General features: G+C 41.1%; 13 protein-coding genes, 1 tRNA gene and 1 pseudogene. 1 reads left to right on the forward strand and 14 read right to left on the reverse strand.

Going from position 1 to position 16,887, the window contains the following annotated elements:
- Nucleotides 1–243 precede the first annotated feature (243 nt).
- Nucleotides 244–1,668, reverse strand: a complete 1,425-nt coding sequence (locus KTH84_RS17960) for a Na+/H+ antiporter family protein (RefSeq protein ID WP_042894430.1) — start codon at nt 1,666–1,668, stop codon at nt 244–246.
- A 101-nt stretch (nt 1,669–1,769) separates the two neighbouring features.
- Complete coding sequence (locus KTH84_RS17965) at nt 1,770–2,648, reverse strand: alpha/beta fold hydrolase (RefSeq protein WP_262474565.1); 879 nt, start codon at nt 2,646–2,648, stop codon at nt 1,770–1,772.
- 117 nt (nt 2,649–2,765) lie between these two features.
- Between KTH84_RS17965 and KTH84_RS17970 the strand changes: the two genes are divergently transcribed.
- Nucleotides 2,766–3,251 carry a DUF4442 domain-containing protein gene (locus KTH84_RS17970; RefSeq protein WP_133975721.1) on the forward strand — a complete coding sequence of 162 codons (486 nt, stop codon included), beginning with the start codon at nt 2,766–2,768 and terminating at the stop codon, nt 3,249–3,251.
- Nucleotides 3,252–3,296: 45 nt separating this feature from the next.
- Here the strand turns inward: KTH84_RS17970 and KTH84_RS17975 are convergent, their stop codons facing one another.
- The 12 genes and pseudogenes from KTH84_RS17975 to KTH84_RS18030 form a co-directional block, all read right to left on the reverse strand.
- On the reverse strand, nt 3,297–3,653 hold the full coding sequence (locus KTH84_RS17975) for a hypothetical protein (RefSeq protein ID WP_016139475.1): 357 nt from the start codon (nt 3,651–3,653) through the stop codon (nt 3,297–3,299).
- Nucleotides 3,654–3,867: 214 nt separating this feature from the next.
- A complete protein-coding gene (locus tag KTH84_RS17980; protein WP_042894427.1) occupies nt 3,868–4,233 on the reverse strand; it encodes a hypothetical protein in 366 nt (121 codons plus the stop codon).
- A gap of 170 nt (nt 4,234–4,403) precedes the next feature.
- Nucleotides 4,404–8,597 carry a DNA-directed RNA polymerase subunit beta' gene (gene rpoC / locus KTH84_RS17985; RefSeq protein WP_042894425.1) on the reverse strand — a complete coding sequence of 1,398 codons (4,194 nt, stop codon included), beginning with the start codon at nt 8,595–8,597 and terminating at the stop codon, nt 4,404–4,406.
- Nucleotides 8,598–8,683: 86 nt separating this feature from the next.
- Complete coding sequence (gene rpoB / locus KTH84_RS17990; RefSeq protein WP_042894421.1) at nt 8,684–12,772, reverse strand: DNA-directed RNA polymerase subunit beta; 4,089 nt, start codon at nt 12,770–12,772, stop codon at nt 8,684–8,686.
- Between the two features lie 305 nt (nt 12,773–13,077).
- A complete protein-coding gene (rplL, locus tag KTH84_RS17995) occupies nt 13,078–13,443 on the reverse strand; it encodes a 50S ribosomal protein L7/L12 (RefSeq protein WP_003654503.1) in 366 nt (121 codons plus the stop codon).
- 48 nt (nt 13,444–13,491) lie between these two features.
- A complete protein-coding gene (gene rplJ, locus KTH84_RS18000; protein WP_005037259.1) occupies nt 13,492–13,998 on the reverse strand; it encodes a 50S ribosomal protein L10 in 507 nt (168 codons plus the stop codon).
- A 315-nt stretch (nt 13,999–14,313) separates the two neighbouring features.
- Complete coding sequence (gene rplA, locus KTH84_RS18005; protein ID WP_042894413.1) at nt 14,314–15,009, reverse strand: 50S ribosomal protein L1; 696 nt, start codon at nt 15,007–15,009, stop codon at nt 14,314–14,316.
- Between the two features lie 3 nt (nt 15,010–15,012).
- On the reverse strand, nt 15,013–15,441 hold the full coding sequence (rplK, locus tag KTH84_RS18010; RefSeq protein ID WP_016139481.1) for a 50S ribosomal protein L11: 429 nt from the start codon (nt 15,439–15,441) through the stop codon (nt 15,013–15,015).
- A 109-nt stretch (nt 15,442–15,550) separates the two neighbouring features.
- On the reverse strand, nt 15,551–16,084 hold the full coding sequence (gene nusG, locus KTH84_RS18015; RefSeq protein WP_003654499.1) for a transcription termination/antitermination protein NusG: 534 nt from the start codon (nt 16,082–16,084) through the stop codon (nt 15,551–15,553).
- Nucleotides 16,085–16,091: 7 nt separating this feature from the next.
- Complete coding sequence (gene secE / locus KTH84_RS18020) at nt 16,092–16,532, reverse strand: preprotein translocase subunit SecE (protein ID WP_004640737.1); 441 nt, start codon at nt 16,530–16,532, stop codon at nt 16,092–16,094.
- A 75-nt stretch (nt 16,533–16,607) separates the two neighbouring features.
- Nucleotides 16,608–16,683, reverse strand: a tRNA-Trp gene (locus tag KTH84_RS18025).
- A gap of 60 nt (nt 16,684–16,743) precedes the next feature.
- Nucleotides 16,744–16,887: pseudogene (locus KTH84_RS18030) on the reverse strand (elongation factor Tu); the annotation flags it as partial.

The following is a 16,887-nucleotide window of genomic DNA, read 5'->3' on the forward strand; positions in this document are numbered from 1 at the left end:
TATTTTTAAATAACTGTTTTAAATAAAATTATATATTAACCAACCATTTTAATTGGTTTTTATTCCAACCTTATTAATCAAGATTATTTTATATTACCAACCGTTTTAATATACTTTTAATTCTGAGTGTTTTAATATAATTTATTTAAAATACATCTTTAATTTAGTCAATAAAAAACCTTCTTAATTTAAATCTAAAGATCATTATTAAGAAGGTTAATCATTCAATATTTTATAAGAAATTTATAAAACCATTGCAGCAATCCAGCCAAAAATTAATAGCGGAATATTAAAATGAATAAATGTAGGCACAACCGTATCCCAAATATGATCATGTTGCCCATCTACACCTAAACCAGCTGTTGGCCCTAATGTTGAATCAGAAGCTGGTGAACCTGCATCACCTAATGCTGCGGCTGTCCCAATAAGGGCAATAGTCGCTAGAGGTGAAAATCCAAACTGTACGCATAAAGGTACATAAATAACGGCTAATACAGGAACACTAGAGAAGGATGAACCAATACCAATCGTGACAAATAAACCAATACAAAGCATTAAGAAAGCTGCGAGTGCTCGGTTATCTCCGATAATATCGACTACACCTTTCACTAGCTGATTAATATCTCCTGTATGGGTCATCACTGACGCGAAGCCCGCAGCAGAAATCATGATAAAACCCACCAATGCCATCATCCGCATACCTTGCACGAAGACATCGTCGGCATCTTGCCACTTAAAAATTCCGGCGGTAGATAGAACAGCAAAACCAACTAAACCACCCAAAATCATTGAACCAGAATAGAGCTGTGCAGCGAGTGTCAGACCGATTGCAAGCAATGCCATAAAGATCGTTTTCTTTGCAATAACCGGTGCTTGTTCTGCTTCATGTTTTAGCTCTTCAGCATCAGCTTTTAAGTCAGCTGTTTCAACTTGAGTAGTTGCACGAAGAGGTTTATCTAAATCAATTGTTGTAGTTGGCGTAATAGCACGATCGGCATAAATTCTTGGCTTACGGTAGCTAATAAATACAGCAACCAAAGTACCTAAAACCATCCCCAAAACTGGAATAGCCATGCCAATTGACATCATCCCCCGCTCTACATGCAAGCCGTACGCAGCACCAACCTTGTTAATATTCCCCATCAAAATTTGTTCAAGGAAAATTGCACCAAAACCAACCGGAAGAAAAATATAAGTTCCGACTAAACCTAGAGTAAGTACACAGGCTGCTGCGCGACGGTCTAACTTTAAATGGTTCATTACTCGTAATAATGGCGGAACGAGTACAGGAATAAAGGCAATATGAACCGGAATAAGGTTCTGAGAGAAAATAGCTGAAATAAGTAAAATACCTAATAGTAAATATTTCACTTTAGTTTGACGGCTTTTCCCCGCTTCCATTCCCAATAAACCAATAAGTTTATGGGCAAGTAAATCAGGTAAACCGGATTTTGAAAGTGCTAGAGCGAATGCCCCAAGCACTGCATAGGCAAGTGCGACTTCAGCACCATCTCCAAGACCAGCGTTAAAGGCATCAACGGTTTGAGAAAGGCTTAAACCTGCTACGAGGCCGCCTACCATGGCAGAAACCACTAAAGTCAGTACGACAGAAACGCGTGCCAGTGATAATAGGAACATCACTGCAATCGCAATAACGACAGCATTCATGAATAAATTCAGAGCAAAACAAAAGGCGATATTCTATCAGATTCAGATCTATGAAGCCGAAAATATCGCCGAATTAACTGTTTTATGCAGTCACTCAATCATTAAGCTTGAGCCTTAATAAACTGACGAATATGAGTCGCTATTTTTTCTGGTTCACTCAGAATTGCCCAGTGATTTGCTTCAAGCTCTACATATTCAAATTTTTCTACCCACTTTGGCATAGCCTCAGTGATATATTCAGGGCTCACAAAAGTGTCATATTTTAAAATGATCGCTTTAACTGGACACTGCGCATAACGTTGACGTGGGCCAGTTAAACGAGGAATAAAATTGGCACGATATAAATTAATGCCATATTTACCATCTGCATTAATATTATTATTTAAAGGTAAATTACTTTTTCTCTCCAGCTTAGTCAGAACTTTCCCCCATTTTTCAGGACTAAAAAGAGACCACACTGTTGGTGCTAGTAATGGAAGATGGAATGCACCGATATACCAAGATTTGGTTAATATTTTTAAGATTTGACCTGGTGAAGATTTAAATTTATCACGCAAGAACAAGGCTGCATGATCAAGACATGGTCCAGAAATTGTTGTATATGACAATAAACGCCCTTTAAATTTAGGCTCTGTTGCCGACTCCCAAGACTGGATAGAACCCCAATCGTGCGCAGCCATATGAAATTGACGATTTGGCAATAACTCATCAACGATTTCTTGTAAATCTAAAGATAAGCGCTCTAAACGGTAATCACGTATACGTTTTGGTATAGATGACAAGCCCGCCCCACGTACATCATAGGTGACAAGGTAAAAGTCATTGATTAAATGCTCAATGATTGATTCCCATACTTCTTGATTGTCAGGATAACCATGTACTAAAACCAACGGTGTATTTTTTTCGTCGCCCCATGTTTTGGCACAAAGCGTTTGTTGGTCACTTGTTGTTACTGTATGAACTTTTGGCTGCATAATCATTTCCTATCTTGTTTTTCAATCGATCATGTCGTTAGTCGGATAGAGCATTGCCATCAATATAAAAAAGATGATACTTATCTAGTATGAATACTGTTGCAATAAAAAAAATTGACTATTATGGCTATTTTAAGAAGACTTCAGAACAATCCTACGATTTCAAAATTTCTATTTAATCACTACCCTCCTTATCGAGGAGCAGGGATTTATATTGAAATCATGAATTTAGAACTTTGTCATGTACGAGTAAAAATGCCTCTGACTTGGAAAAACCAAAATTTGGTTGGAACGCATTTCGGGGGCAGTATTTATTCAATGGTTGATCCATTTTATATGATGATTCTGCTGCATCATCTCGGATCAAAATATATTGTTTGGGATAAAGCTGCTGAAATTAATTTTCTTTCCCCTGGTCGAAGCACTGTGCATGCAGATATTCGAGTCGACTTGGCTGAAATTGAGCAAATTCGTGAACTTGCCGACAACTACGAACCTGTTTTAAGAACTTATCATTTAAACATTTTTGATGAATCTGGGGTAAGAATTGCTGAAGTTAAAAAAACGCTTTATATCAGACGTAAAAAAGCAAAACCTTTCCCCCAATAAAAATAAGCGCTAAAAAGCGCTTATTTTTATTCAATCGATACGGTGTTATCTTTTTTCTTCAATTGCTGCACCAGCACCACCGCCAATCGCACCGCCAATTGCAGCACCAGAGTCACCACCCAATATTGCTTTACCTACCACAGAGCCGATCCCAGCTCCAATCGCGCTCTTAGTCGTGGTTTGCTTACTACCGCCTTGGGTATTTGAACCAACACCAGCACCTACTGCTGCACCTAAGCCTGCTCCAACACCACCACCTACATGGTTACCCAAGCCGCCACCTAATGCCCCACCCGCTGCTGCTGCACCAATACGCTGGTCAGATGGACTCATATTTTGACAACCCGTAAACATAAGTGTAGACAACATTAAAGCAGAAACTAATCCAATTGTTTTTTTCATGACCATACTCACTATTATCTGTTCTAATAAAAAGAATAATCCTCTTTTATGAGGAATTTGGTCAGATTGTGTTATTCATCTGTCCTAATCGATTGATATTTTGTAAAGCTCTTCTATTTATGATGATCAAGAAAATTTTTAATTATAAAAAATAAAAAAAGAAGCCTCTAATAAGATAAAGACTTCTAAGTTTTAAACATTATTAAGGGTACTTTTAGTACTTCCCTTTCTTCTCTTCATAAGCTGCGCCTGCACTACCACCAAGTGCTCCACCTGTAGCAGCACCAGTGTCGCCACCAATGATTGCTCCACCTAATACCGCACCGACACCAGCGCCAATTGCACTATTACGGACGGTTTTACTACTAGATCCTTTTGCATTAGCCGCAACACCTGCACCAAGTGCCGCTCCTAAACCTGCACCAATATTACCGCCTACATGTTTCCCTACTGCACCACCTGCACCGCCACCGATCGCAGCTGAACCAATACGTTTACTTTCTGGGCTTGCATTCTGGCAACCAACAAACAAAGTTGTTGACATGAGGCCAACACTAACAATCATCATCATTTTTTTCATTAGATTTACTCCAGTCTTCATAAACATGTAGCCTAATATGTTTTTGTGAAGGGTTTATCCCGCTTAAGTAATGAAATAATGGCTCTTTAATATATTTATGTAATTACCACTTTTAATTGTTATAAATAAAAAAGGCACCCTGAGGTGCCTTTTTTAGTGCCAATCTAAACTTAGAACTGTTCTGAGTTTAATGCTTGGCTGAATGCTTGGTCTACTTCGCTGAAGTCATTGTGAAGCTCATGTTCAGCAGCTTCTGCTTCTTGACGACGACGTTCTAGGTGGTATGCAAGACCAGTACCAGCTGGAATCAAGCGACCCACTACAACGTTTTCTTTCAAGCCACGTAAATCATCTTCTTTACCTGTTACAGCCGCTTCAGTTAACACACGAGTTGTTTCCTGGAACGATGCAGCAGAGATGAACGAGTCAGTAGAAAGCGATGCTTTAGTAATACCCATCAATAGACGTTCGAACTTCGCAGGGAACTTGTTCTGAGCCAAGACAGCTTGGTTCTCTTGAACAACACGGATGTAATCCACTTGCTCACCTTTGATGAAGCTAGTATCGCCGCCATCAGTGATATCAACTTTACGCAACATTTGACGTACGATAACTTCAATATGTTTGTCGTTGATTTTTACACCTTGGAGACGGTATACGTCTTGAACTTCGTTCACGATGTAGTTCGTTAATGCAACTTCACCTTTCAAACGTAAGATGTCATGCGGGTTTTGTGGACCATCAGAAACAGTTTCACCACGGTTCACATGCTCGCCTTCGAACACGTTGATTTGACGCCATTTTGGAATCAATTCTTCGTAGATCTCAGAACCATCATCAGGGCTAATTACCAGACGGTTTTTACCCTTAGTCTCTTTACCGAAGCTTACAACACCTGAAACTTCAGCAAGAATTGCATGTTCTTTCGGTTTACGTGCTTCGAATAAGTCAGCTACACGCGGAAGACCACCGGTAATATCACGAGTACGTGATGTTTCTTGTGGTACACGACCAATAACGTCACCCACACCAATCGTTTCGCCATCGCGAACAGTTACGATTGTGTTTTGTGGCAAGAAGTAGAACTGTTCGCCGCCATCTGTTGTATCCAACACGATTGCAGGACGTAAATCTTTACCAGAAGCAGGACGAGCCGTTACAGGTAAGATTTCAACGGTAGTCATACCAGTTGCATCATCAGTTTTTGATGTTGCAGTTACACCATCAGCGATTTGACTGAAACGTGCTTTACCAGCAACTTCTGTAACGAGTGGATGTGTATGCGGATCCCAAGTCGCCACAATACCGCCAGCTTCTACAGATTCACCATCTTTCAACAAGATGCTTGCACCGTAAGGAAGTTTATAGCGTTCGCGTTCACGACCTAAATCATCGGCAATACCAATTTCACCTGAACGAGAAACTGAAACCAAGTGACCTTTTGCATGTTGTACAGTTTTCACGTTATGGAAACGTACAGTACCTTTGTTACGTACTTGAACACTGTTTGCAGCAGAAGTTCGGCTCGCAGCACCACCAACGTGGAACGTACGCATCGTTAACTGTGTACCTGGTTCACCAATAGACTGTGCTGCCATTACACCTACTGATTCACCTGGGTTAACCAAGTGACCACGTGCAAGGTCACGGCCATAACATCTAGCACATACACCAAAAGCAGATTCACAAGCAATTACTGAACGTACTTTGACTTCATCCACACCAGCTTCTTCAAGATGAGCTGCGATTTTTTCGTCAATTAAAGTACCACGAGGTAATACAACTTCATCATCAGACGCACGACGAACATCTTCAGCCGTTACACGACCTAATACACGGTCACGTAATGGTTCGATTACATCGCCACCTTGAATGAATGGAGTCATTACCAAACCACCCGCTGTACCACAGTCAGGTTCGGTAATTACCAAATCTTGCGCTACGTCTACAAGACGACGTGTCAAGTAACCAGAGTTCGCAGTTTTTAATGCTGTATCGGCCAAACCTTTACGCGCACCGTGTGTTGAAATGAAGTACTGAAGTACTGTCAAACCTTCACGGAAGTTCGCTTTAATTGGCGTTTCGATAATCGAACCGTCTGGTTTTGCCATCAAGCCACGCATACCAGCAAGCTGACGAATCTGTGCCGCACTACCACGGGCACCAGAGTCAGACATCATATAGATGCTGTTGAATGATTTTTGCTTCTCGTCTTCACCTTGTTTGTTTTTCACAACGGTATAAGACAAGTTATCCATCATTGCTTTAGCAACTTGGTCGTTTGTACGCGCCCAGATATCGACAACTTTATTATAACGCTCACCAGCAGTTACGAAACCTTGTTCGAACTGTTGTTCGATTTCACGAACTTCTGTTTCTGCTTTGTCAATAATTGAGTATTTAGTAGGTGGAATTAACATATCTTCCATACCTACAGATACACCTGAGCGAGTCGCTTGACGGAAGCCCAAGTACATTAACTGGTCAGCAAAGATAACTGTATCTTTCAAACCAAGTTTACGGTAGCAAGAGTTGATTAACTTCGAGATATTCTTTTTAGTCATCTCAAGGTTGATCATGTCAAAGCTTAAGCCTTGTGGAACAACTTCCCAAAGCAGACAGCGACCTGGTGTTGTTTCAACAATAATAGTTCCGTGTTCACGTTCACCATCTTCATTGATAACAGTTTGATGTACACGTACTTTAACACGAGCATGAATCGCAACTTGACCAGTTGCAAGTGCACGGTTTACTTCGTGAGTATCAGCAAACACCATGCCTTCGCCTTTAGCATTTACTGCATCACGTGTGATGTAGTAAAGACCCAAGACAACGTCCTGAGAAGGAACGATAATCGGCTCACCATTTGCAGGTGACAAGATGTTGTTTGTTGACATCATCAATGCACGAGCTTCTAACTGTGCTTCAAGTGTCAATGGAACGTGTACCGCCATTTGGTCACCGTCGAAGTCGGCGTTAAACGCAGCACAAACGAGTGGGTGAAGACGGATTGCCTTACCTTCAATAAGAATAGGTTCAAATGCTTGAAGACCTAAACGGTGAAGTGTTGGCGCACGGTTCAACATTACTGGATGTTGACGAATTACAGAAGCAAGAACGTCCCAAACCTCTGGAGTCTCACGCTCAACCATTTTCTTCGCAGCTTTAATGGTTGTTGCCTGACCTGAAGCTTGTAGTTTAGCGAAAATGAATGGCTTGAATAATTCAAGTGCCATTTTCTTCGGAAGACCACATTGGTGAAGGCGTAAAGTAGGACCTACAGTAATTACCGAACGACCAGAATAGTCAACACGCTTACCAAGTAAGTTCTGACGGAAACGACCTTGTTTACCTTTGATCATATCTGCCAAAGATTTTAATGGGCGTTTGTTAGAACCAGTAATTGCACGACCACGACGACCGTTATCAAGCAATGCATCTACAGACTCTTGTAACATACGTTTTTCGTTACGTACGATGATGTCTGGTGCAGCAAGATCAAGAAGACGCTTCAAACGGTTGTTACGGTTAATGACACGACGATATAAATCGTTCAAGTCAGAAGTCGCGAAACGACCACCTTCCAGTGGAACTAATGGACGTAAATCTGGTGGAAGTACAGGAAGTACATTCATCACCATCCATTCTGGCTTGTTGTTTGAATCGTTGAATGCTTCCATCAATTTCAAGCGTTTAGACGCTTTTTTCAACTTCGTTTCAGAAGTTGTTTGAGGAATTTCTTCACGTAAACGTGCGATTTCAGCTTCAAGATCGATATCTTTTAATAAATCCTGAATCGCTTCTGCACCCATTTTCGCAGTGAATTCATCACCGTGCTCTTCAAGTGCATTAAAGTATTCTTCGTCTGTTAAAAGTTGATACTTTTCAAACGGAGTCATACCTGGGTCAGTTACAACGTATGATTCGAAATACAATACACGTTCGATATCACGAAGCGTCATATCAAGTAATAAACCGATACGAGATGGTAACGATTTTAAGAACCAGATATGTGCAACTGGAGAAGCGAGTTCAATGTGACCCATACGTTCACGACGAACTTTCGCTGTAGTTACTTCAACGCCACATTTTTCACAAATGACGCCTTTATATTTCATACGCTTGTATTTACCACACAAGCATTCGTAATCTTTTACTGGACCAAAAATTTTGGCACAGAACAAACCGTCACGTTCTGGTTTAAAAGTACGGTAGTTAATTGTCTCAGGTTTTTTAACTTCACCATGAGACCATGACTTAATCATTTCTGGTGACGCAAGACCAATACGGATACGGTCAAACTCAATTGGTGCATGACCATCTGAGTCCGTTTTCTTACGCATGATATCGAGCAAGTCTTTCAATTTTTTTCTCCGTGTGTCGGGAAGCAACGCTTACCCGACTGGGTCACAAATATTGTTTTTTCCTAAAAAATCGTGAGTCTTACGACTTAGTCACCATTTTTCAGTTCAATGTTGATACCTAAAGAACGGATCTCTTTGGTCAATACGTTGAACGATTCAGGCATACCCGGATCCATATAATGGTTACCATCTACAATATTCTTATAGATGCGTGTACGACCTTCAACGTCATCCGACTTAACAGTTAACATCTCTTGAAGTGTATATGCTGCGCCGTAAGCTTCGAGTGCCCAGACCTCCATCTCACCAAAACGCTGACCACCGAACTGTGCTTTACCACCAAGCGGTTGCTGTGTAACAAGTGAGTAAGAACCAGTTGAACGCGCATGCATTTTGTCATCAACCAAGTGGTTCAATTTGAGCATGTACATGTAACCTACAGTTACAGGACGATCAAACTGTTCACCTGTACGACCATCAAACAATACTGTTTGACCAGTACGTGAAATGTCAGCTAATTCAAGTAAGTCTTTAATTTGGCTTTCTTCAGCACCATCAAATACAGGAGTAGCTAAAGGCACACCAGCACGTAAGTTGCCAGAAAGAGCTAAGACTTCAGCATCAGTTAAGCTGTCAAGATCTTCTTGCTCGCCGCCGACTTTGTTATAAATCTTGTCTAAGAATTCGCGAAGTTCTAAAACTGTGCGCTGTTCTTTCAACATTTTTTCGATTTTATCACCAAGCCCTTTAGCCGCCATACCCAAGTGAGTCTCAAGAATCTGACCCACGTTCATACGAGATGGTACACCCAATGGGTTCAATACGATATCTACCGGTACACCGTTAGCATCGTGTGGCATGTCTTCAACAGGTAAAATGTTAGATACAACACCTTTGTTACCGTGACGACCAGCCATTTTATCACCAGGCTGAATGCGACGTTTAACTGCTAGGTAAACTTTAACAACTTTTAGAACACCTGTTGTTAACTCATCACCAGTCGAAAGCTTACGTTTCTTCTCTGCAAACTTCTCATCAATTTCTGCGCTCTTCTCTTTCAAGAACACTTGAATTTGAGATAAACGTTCAGCAATTGCTTCATCTGTAGGTTGAATTTCAAGTAAGTCAACAAGCTCTAAACCAGATAGCATACTTTCAACGAGCTTATCGCCACGTTTAGTCGAACCACCGCCGTTAGACTCTTGGCCATTAAGCAAACGAATTACACGCTCACGAGCTGCTTCTTCAAAGATCTTGTATTCTTCTTTCAAGTCTTTACGGTAAGCATCAAGCTGTGCTTTTTCAATTGCCATCGCACGGTCATCTTTCTCTAAGCCATCACGAGTGAAGACTTGAACATCGATAACTGTACCTTTAGTACCAGATGGAACACGTAAAGATGAGTCTTTAACGTCAGCTGCTTTCTCACCAAAGATTGCACGAAGCAATTTTTCTTCAGGAGTTAACTGAGTTTCACCTTTAGGCGTTACTTTACCAACAAGGATGTCACCAGCAGTAACTTCCGCACCGATATAAACGATACCCGATTCATCAAGTTTAGAAAGTGCAGCTTCACCTACGTTAGGAATATCGGCAGTAATTTCTTCCGCACCTAACTTAGTATCACGCGCTACACATGATAATTCTTGAATATGAATAGAAGTTAAACGGTCTTCTTGAAGCACGCGCTCAGATAACAAGATCGAGTCTTCATAGTTATAACCATTCCACGTCATGAACGCTACACGCATGTTTTGACCAAGCGCAAGCTCACCCATATCTGTTGACGGACCGTCTGCCAAGATGTCACCGCGAGCAACTTTGTCGCCCAAATTCACGATAATATTTTGGTTGATACAAGTATTTTGGTTAGAACGTGTATATTTAATGAGATTGTAAATATCTACACCAGCCTCACCTGCAATCATTTCATCTTCGTTTACACGAATAACGATACGAGAAGCATCTACATATTCAATCGCACCACCACGGTTAGCGATCACACATACACCCGAGTCACGTGCAACGTTCGCTTCCATACCTGTACCTACAAGCGGTTTATCCGCACGTAGAGTAGGAACCGCCTGACGTTGCATGTTTGAACCCATTAATGCACGGTTCGCATCATCGTGTTCAAGGAATGGAATAAGCGATGCAGCTACAGATACAACCTGCTGTGCAGATACATCCATATGCGTCACTTTTTCAGGTGGCATACGTACAAAGTCACCTTGGTGACGAACAGAAACAAAATCTTCTGTTAAGTTACCATCTTTATCTATCGCAGAATCGGCCTGTGCAATAACAGTACCTACTTCTTCAATAGCAGAAAGGTATTCAACAGCATCAGTTACTCGGCCATCTACCACTTTACGGTAAGGTGTTTCCAAGAAACCAAAGTCATTTGCTTTTGCATATACAGAAAGCGAGTTGATCAAACCAATGTTTGGACCTTCCGGCGTTTCAATTGGACATACACGACCATAGTGAGTTTGATGTACGTCACGTACTTCAAAGCCCGCACGTTCACGCGTTAAACCACCAGGCCCAAGCGCTGAAACACGACGTTTATGTGTAATCTCAGATAATGGGTTGTTTTGATCCATAAACTGAGACAATTGGCTTGAACCAAAGAATTCTTTGATTGCAGCTGCAACTGGTTTTGCGTTAATGAGATCTTGCGGAGATAAATTATCTGTTTCTGCTTGGCTTAAACGTTCTTTAACAGCACGTTCAACACGAACTAAACCAACACGGAATTGGTTTTCAGTCATTTCACCAACAGAACGTACACGACGGTTACCCAAGTGATCGATATCATCGACTTCACCTTTACCGTTACGGATTTCAACTAATGTACGTAATACATCGATGATATCTTCGTGCGATAAAATACCTTCTACTTCACGTGACTTCTGGTCAGTACCAACTTCGTATGGGCGACCCAAACGACGGTTAAACTTCATACGACCTACTGGAGATAAGTCATAACGTTCAGAAGAGAAGAATAAGTTATTAAATAAGTTTTCAGCAGCTTCTTTTGTTGGTGGCTCGCCTGGACGCATTACTTTATAGATTTCAACTAATGCTTCTTCACGACCAGATGTTGTGTCAGCACGTAATGAGTCAGCAACGAATGAACCACGGTCAATATCGTTCGTAAACAAGATATTGAACTGTTTAACACCGCCTTCTGCAAGTTTCACCATAACTTCATGGCTTAACAATGTATTTGCAGCAATCACATCACCATTACGTAAAGTAATATCTTCGGCAGTGATACGCTCATACAGGTACTCATCAGGAACTGATAGCTTAGCTAAACCAGAAGCTTCCATTTGACGTACGTGACGCGCATTAATACGTTTACCTTGTTCAACAATGATTTTGCCGTCATTGTCTGCAATATCAAATTGTGCCATTTCGCCACGCAGACGATCTGGAACGAGGTCAATTTGATAACTACCCATATCAAGATATACAGGTACTTTTTCATAGAACAAATTCAAGATTTGTTCATTGTTATAACCCAATGCACGCAACACAACAGTTGCTAATAATTTACGACGACGGTCAATACGTACATAAACTAAATCTTTTGCATCAAATTCGAAATCTAACCATGAACCACGGTAAGGAATAATACGTGCAGAATAAAGTACTTTACCACTTGAATGTGTTTTGCCTTTATCGTGATCAAAGAACACACCAGGTGAACGGTGTAATTGAGATACGATTACACGCTCAGTACCATTGATCACAAAGGTACCATTGTCTGTCATGAGTGGCATTTCACCCATGTAGACTTCTTGTTCACGTACGTCTTTAATAGATTTAGTTTCGCGATCTTTAATGATCAAACGAATTTTTACGCGCATTGGTGCCGCATAAGTCGAACCACGTAAAATACATTCACGCACATCAAACTCAGGCTTACCAAGGCTATACTCAACAAATTCTAAAGCAGCATTGCCAGAATAACTTTCTATAGGGAAAACTGAACGAAATGCGGCTTGGAGACCGATATCTTCGCGGTTTTTTGGAGTTTTGCCACCTTGCAAGAACGTTCTATACGAATCGACCTGGATCGAAAGTAAGTACGGTGCTTCCATTACTTGGGGCAATTTACCAAAATTCTTACGGATCCGTTTCTTTTCGGTATATGAGTATGCCATCTGGAGTCCTCGGAAAGTAAACCAAGCCCGCCTGCAGAACGGGCTCAGAAGGAATTACACAGGCCGATATGGCCACCACTGTTTACAAATGCTGCAATTTTTAGTGGTATTAAAACGCTTAACAATATTTTTTAAAAAGAAAAATATTGGTAAACATTTGAAATTACTCTAATTATTCCAAAAAACGACAATTATTGTACAGAACAAACAAAAATCGAGCCGATTATTGTAACGCAAAAAGGCTGATGACCCAAGAGCCATCAGCCATTTTATGGAGCCGATTTAAAAACCGACTCCTTTTACAATTACTTAAGTGTAACTGTAGCACCAGCTTCTTCAAGTTTCTTCTTAAGTTCTTCGCCTTCTTCTTTAGAAATGCCTTCTTTAAGAACTTGTGGAGCACCTTCAACTAGGTCTTTAGCTTCTTTAAGACCAAGGCCAGTTGCTTCACGAACTGCTTTAATTACCGCTACTTTGTTAGCACCAAAAGAAGTCAACTCAACGTTGAATTCAGTTTGTTCTTCAGCAGCAGCAGCAGCAGGAGCAGCAGCTACAGCTACAGCAGCAGCAGATACGTTGAATTTTTCTTCAAAAGCAGAAATAAGTTCAACAAGTTCAAGAACAGTTTTTTCAGCAACTGCGTTTAGGATTTCTTCGTTTGTTAAAGCCATGAGATTAACTCCAAATGGGTATTGAATGGTGTGGAAGTAGATTTAAGCTTAAGCAGCTTCTGACTCGTTTTTCTCTTGAAGCGCTGTAAGTAAGCGACCCAATTTCGAAATAGGAGCTTGAAGAACAGAGGCGAGCATAGTAAGCGCTTTTTCTTGGTTTGGAAGGTTTGCGATAACACTAACTTCAGCACCTTGATAAAGTTTGCCGTCAAATGCAGCAGCTTTTAATTCAAATGCTTTGTTAGTTTTAGCAAATTCTTCAAACAAGCGTGCAGCTGCACCCATATCGTCTTCAGAAGTTGAGAATGCTAAGATTGTTGGGCCAACAAGGTTGTCATTCAAGATTGCAAATTGCGTATCTTGAAGAGCACGTTTAGCCAAAGTGTTACGCACAACGCGTGTAGCAACACCTAGTTTACGAGCTTCAACACGAAGAGCAGTTAATTGCTCAACAGTTAAACCTTGATAGTCAGCAACAACGGCAGCGAACGCTGTAGAAGCAGTTTGAGCCACTTCAGCAACGATCTGTTTTTTGCTTTCAATAAGAAGAGCCATTGTAAAACCTCCTAACGGTGATTTATGTACTCAAAAAAGTACACTCCCAATTCGTAAGTCAACAAGGATTTGACTTACACGCGGAGGAGGAATAAATCACACCACCGCGTCTACGCAGGCTGGGTTATTAAGAAGATATTCAAAAGAAGTCTCTTCGCCTGTGGTCTTTGACGCTGATAAATTTACATTTATCAATTCAAAGTCCGCCTGATGAGTGAGGAAACAAAGCATTACTTTGAATGAGTGTAAAAAATCTATGATTCTTTACACCCTGCCCTCAATCAGGACTTTAAAATTCTTGACCAAGTTTTAAACTTAGTTAGAAACGTTGCTTACATCAACAGTAAGACCAGGACCCATAGTTGAGCTCAAAGTGATCTTTTTGATGTATACACCTTTAGAAGTTGCAGGTTTTAACTTTTTCAAGTCAGCAACTAAGGTTTCAACGTTTTGACGGATAGCAGCAGCTTCAAAACCTAACTGACCGATCGCAGCATGGATAATACCTGCTTTGTCTACACGGTAACGAGCCTGACCAGATTTAGCGTTTTTAACAGCATTCGCTACATCAGGAGTTACAGTACCAACTTTAGGGTTTGGCATTAAACCACGTGGACCAAGAATTGTACCGAGCTTGCCAACAACACGCATAGCGTCAGGAGCAGCGATTACAACATCAAAGTTAAGGTTTCCACCTTGGATGCTTTCAGCAAGGTCTTCAAAACCTACGATGTCTGCACCAGCTTCTTTAGCAGCTTCTGCTTGCGCACCTTGAGCAAATACCGCTACACGTACAGTTTTACCAGTACCAGCAGGTAATGTAGTCGCACCACGAACAACCTGATCAGATTTACGCGGGTCTACACCAAGATTTACAGCCACATCTAAAGATTCTTTGAACTTCGCAGCAGGTAGGCTGTTAAGAACTTGCACCGCTTCTTCCAAAGTGTAAACTTTGTTTGCTTCAACAGCAGCAGCAATGGCTTTTTGACGTTTAGTTAACTTTGCCATGTCTTATAGCTCCACTTCCAAGCCCATAGAACGTGCAGAACCAGCGATGGTACGTACACGTGCGTCTAAATCAGCACCAGTTAAGTCTGGTTCTTTAGTAGTCGCAATTTCTTCTAACTGAGCACGAGTCAACTTACCAACTTTAGTTTTGTTTGGTACAGCTGAACCTTTTTGAATACCAGCAGCTTTCTTAAGAAGAATAGAAGCTGGAGGAGTTTTCATGATGAATGTGAACGACTTGTCGTTGTACACAGTAATCACTACAGGAATTGGAAGACCTTGTTCAACTTTTTGTGTAGCAGCATTGAATTCTTTACAGAATGCCATGATGTTTACACCACGTTGACCTAATGCAGGACCAATTGGTGGAGATGGATTTGCTTTACCAGCTGGAACTTGCAGCTTGATATAGCCGTCAATCTTCTTAGCCATTTTAAAATACCTCTGGGTACAAACGCCGCTAGGCTCCCCAATGTTTACGCTACACTTTTATTACAACAACAATGCCCGATAAAATCGGGCGTTTTTCAACCAATTAAGATTAAATCGTTTTTTCGACTTGGCGAAATTCGAGTTCAACCTGAGTTGGTCGATTAAATACGTTAATCGTCAACGTTAAACGTGACTTCTCGTATTGAACTTCTTCCACAACACCTTTAAAGTCTGTGAATGGGCCGTCAATAACAAGTAATTCTTCGCCTGGCTCAAACATCGTCTTAGGACGTGGTGCTTCACCTGTATTACGTACACGCGCAAGAATCGCATCTGCTTCACGCTGAGTGATTGGTGCTGGCTTTTCAGGTGTACCACCGATAAAACCTAGAACCTTTGGACATTCTTTAACGATATGCCAAGTATCATCATTCATTTCCATTTCGACTAACACATAGCCAGGAAAGAATTTGCGCTCAGATTTACGTTTCTTACCATCCTTCATTTCTACCACTTCTTCGGTAGGAACAAGGACATCACCAAAGCTATCAGCAACAGCGCTACGCTGGATTCGTTCTGTAAGTGAACGTAACACTTGTTTTTCATAGCCAGAGTAGGCATGAATAATGTACCAACGTTTCATAGCTCTTTTACCCGATAATCAACTTAATTAACCAACCCAAACCATAGTCAAAACACCATAAAACTAATGATGCAACAACTACAACCAATAGAACCTGCCACGATGTAGTGACTGTTTCTTGTTTTGTTGGCCAAGTTACTCGACGCAATTCGACTCGTGCATCTTTTAGCAAACGAACGAAGCCTTTACCTTGATGGGTGGCGTATAATAAACCCAAAGCCACAACGATACAAGCAAAAATTGCCCCAACGCGCACCCAAATATTGTTTGCAGGTGCCCAATGCGCTGGTAAATACTGATTCGCCATAACAGCTAAAACCAATAATGCAATCGCAATCACCCATAGAACAATATCTAGAGGCGAACCAGAACGAACAACTTCAGCAGAATTATTTCTTTGAGGAATTGGCGCGTCGCTCAATGCGTCACGCGATTTATCATTCGACATTTTTGTACTCGTCGTAGAACTCGCGACTTATTATATGAACAACTAAGCCAGCATCAAGCTTTTTATTTCAAAATATGGCAGGTCAGGAGGGACTCGAACCCCCAACATTCGGTTTTGGAGACCGACGCTCTACCAATTGAACTACTGACCTATAATGCAGATTGAGAGCCAAAGCCCTCAATCTGAGACGTAATCCGTCACTATACTATGCTTATGCAGTTACTTTCGCAACAACACCAGCACCTACAGTACGACCACCTTCACGAATCGCAAAACGTAGACCAGGGTCCATTGCGATCGGGTGGATTAATTCTACTGACATTTCAACGTTGTCACCTGGCATAACCATTTCAAC

This window comes from Acinetobacter sp. WU_MDCI_Abxb74 (assembly GCF_025513915.1).
Taxonomy (GTDB): domain Bacteria; phylum Pseudomonadota; class Gammaproteobacteria; order Pseudomonadales; family Moraxellaceae; genus Acinetobacter; species Acinetobacter calcoaceticus_C.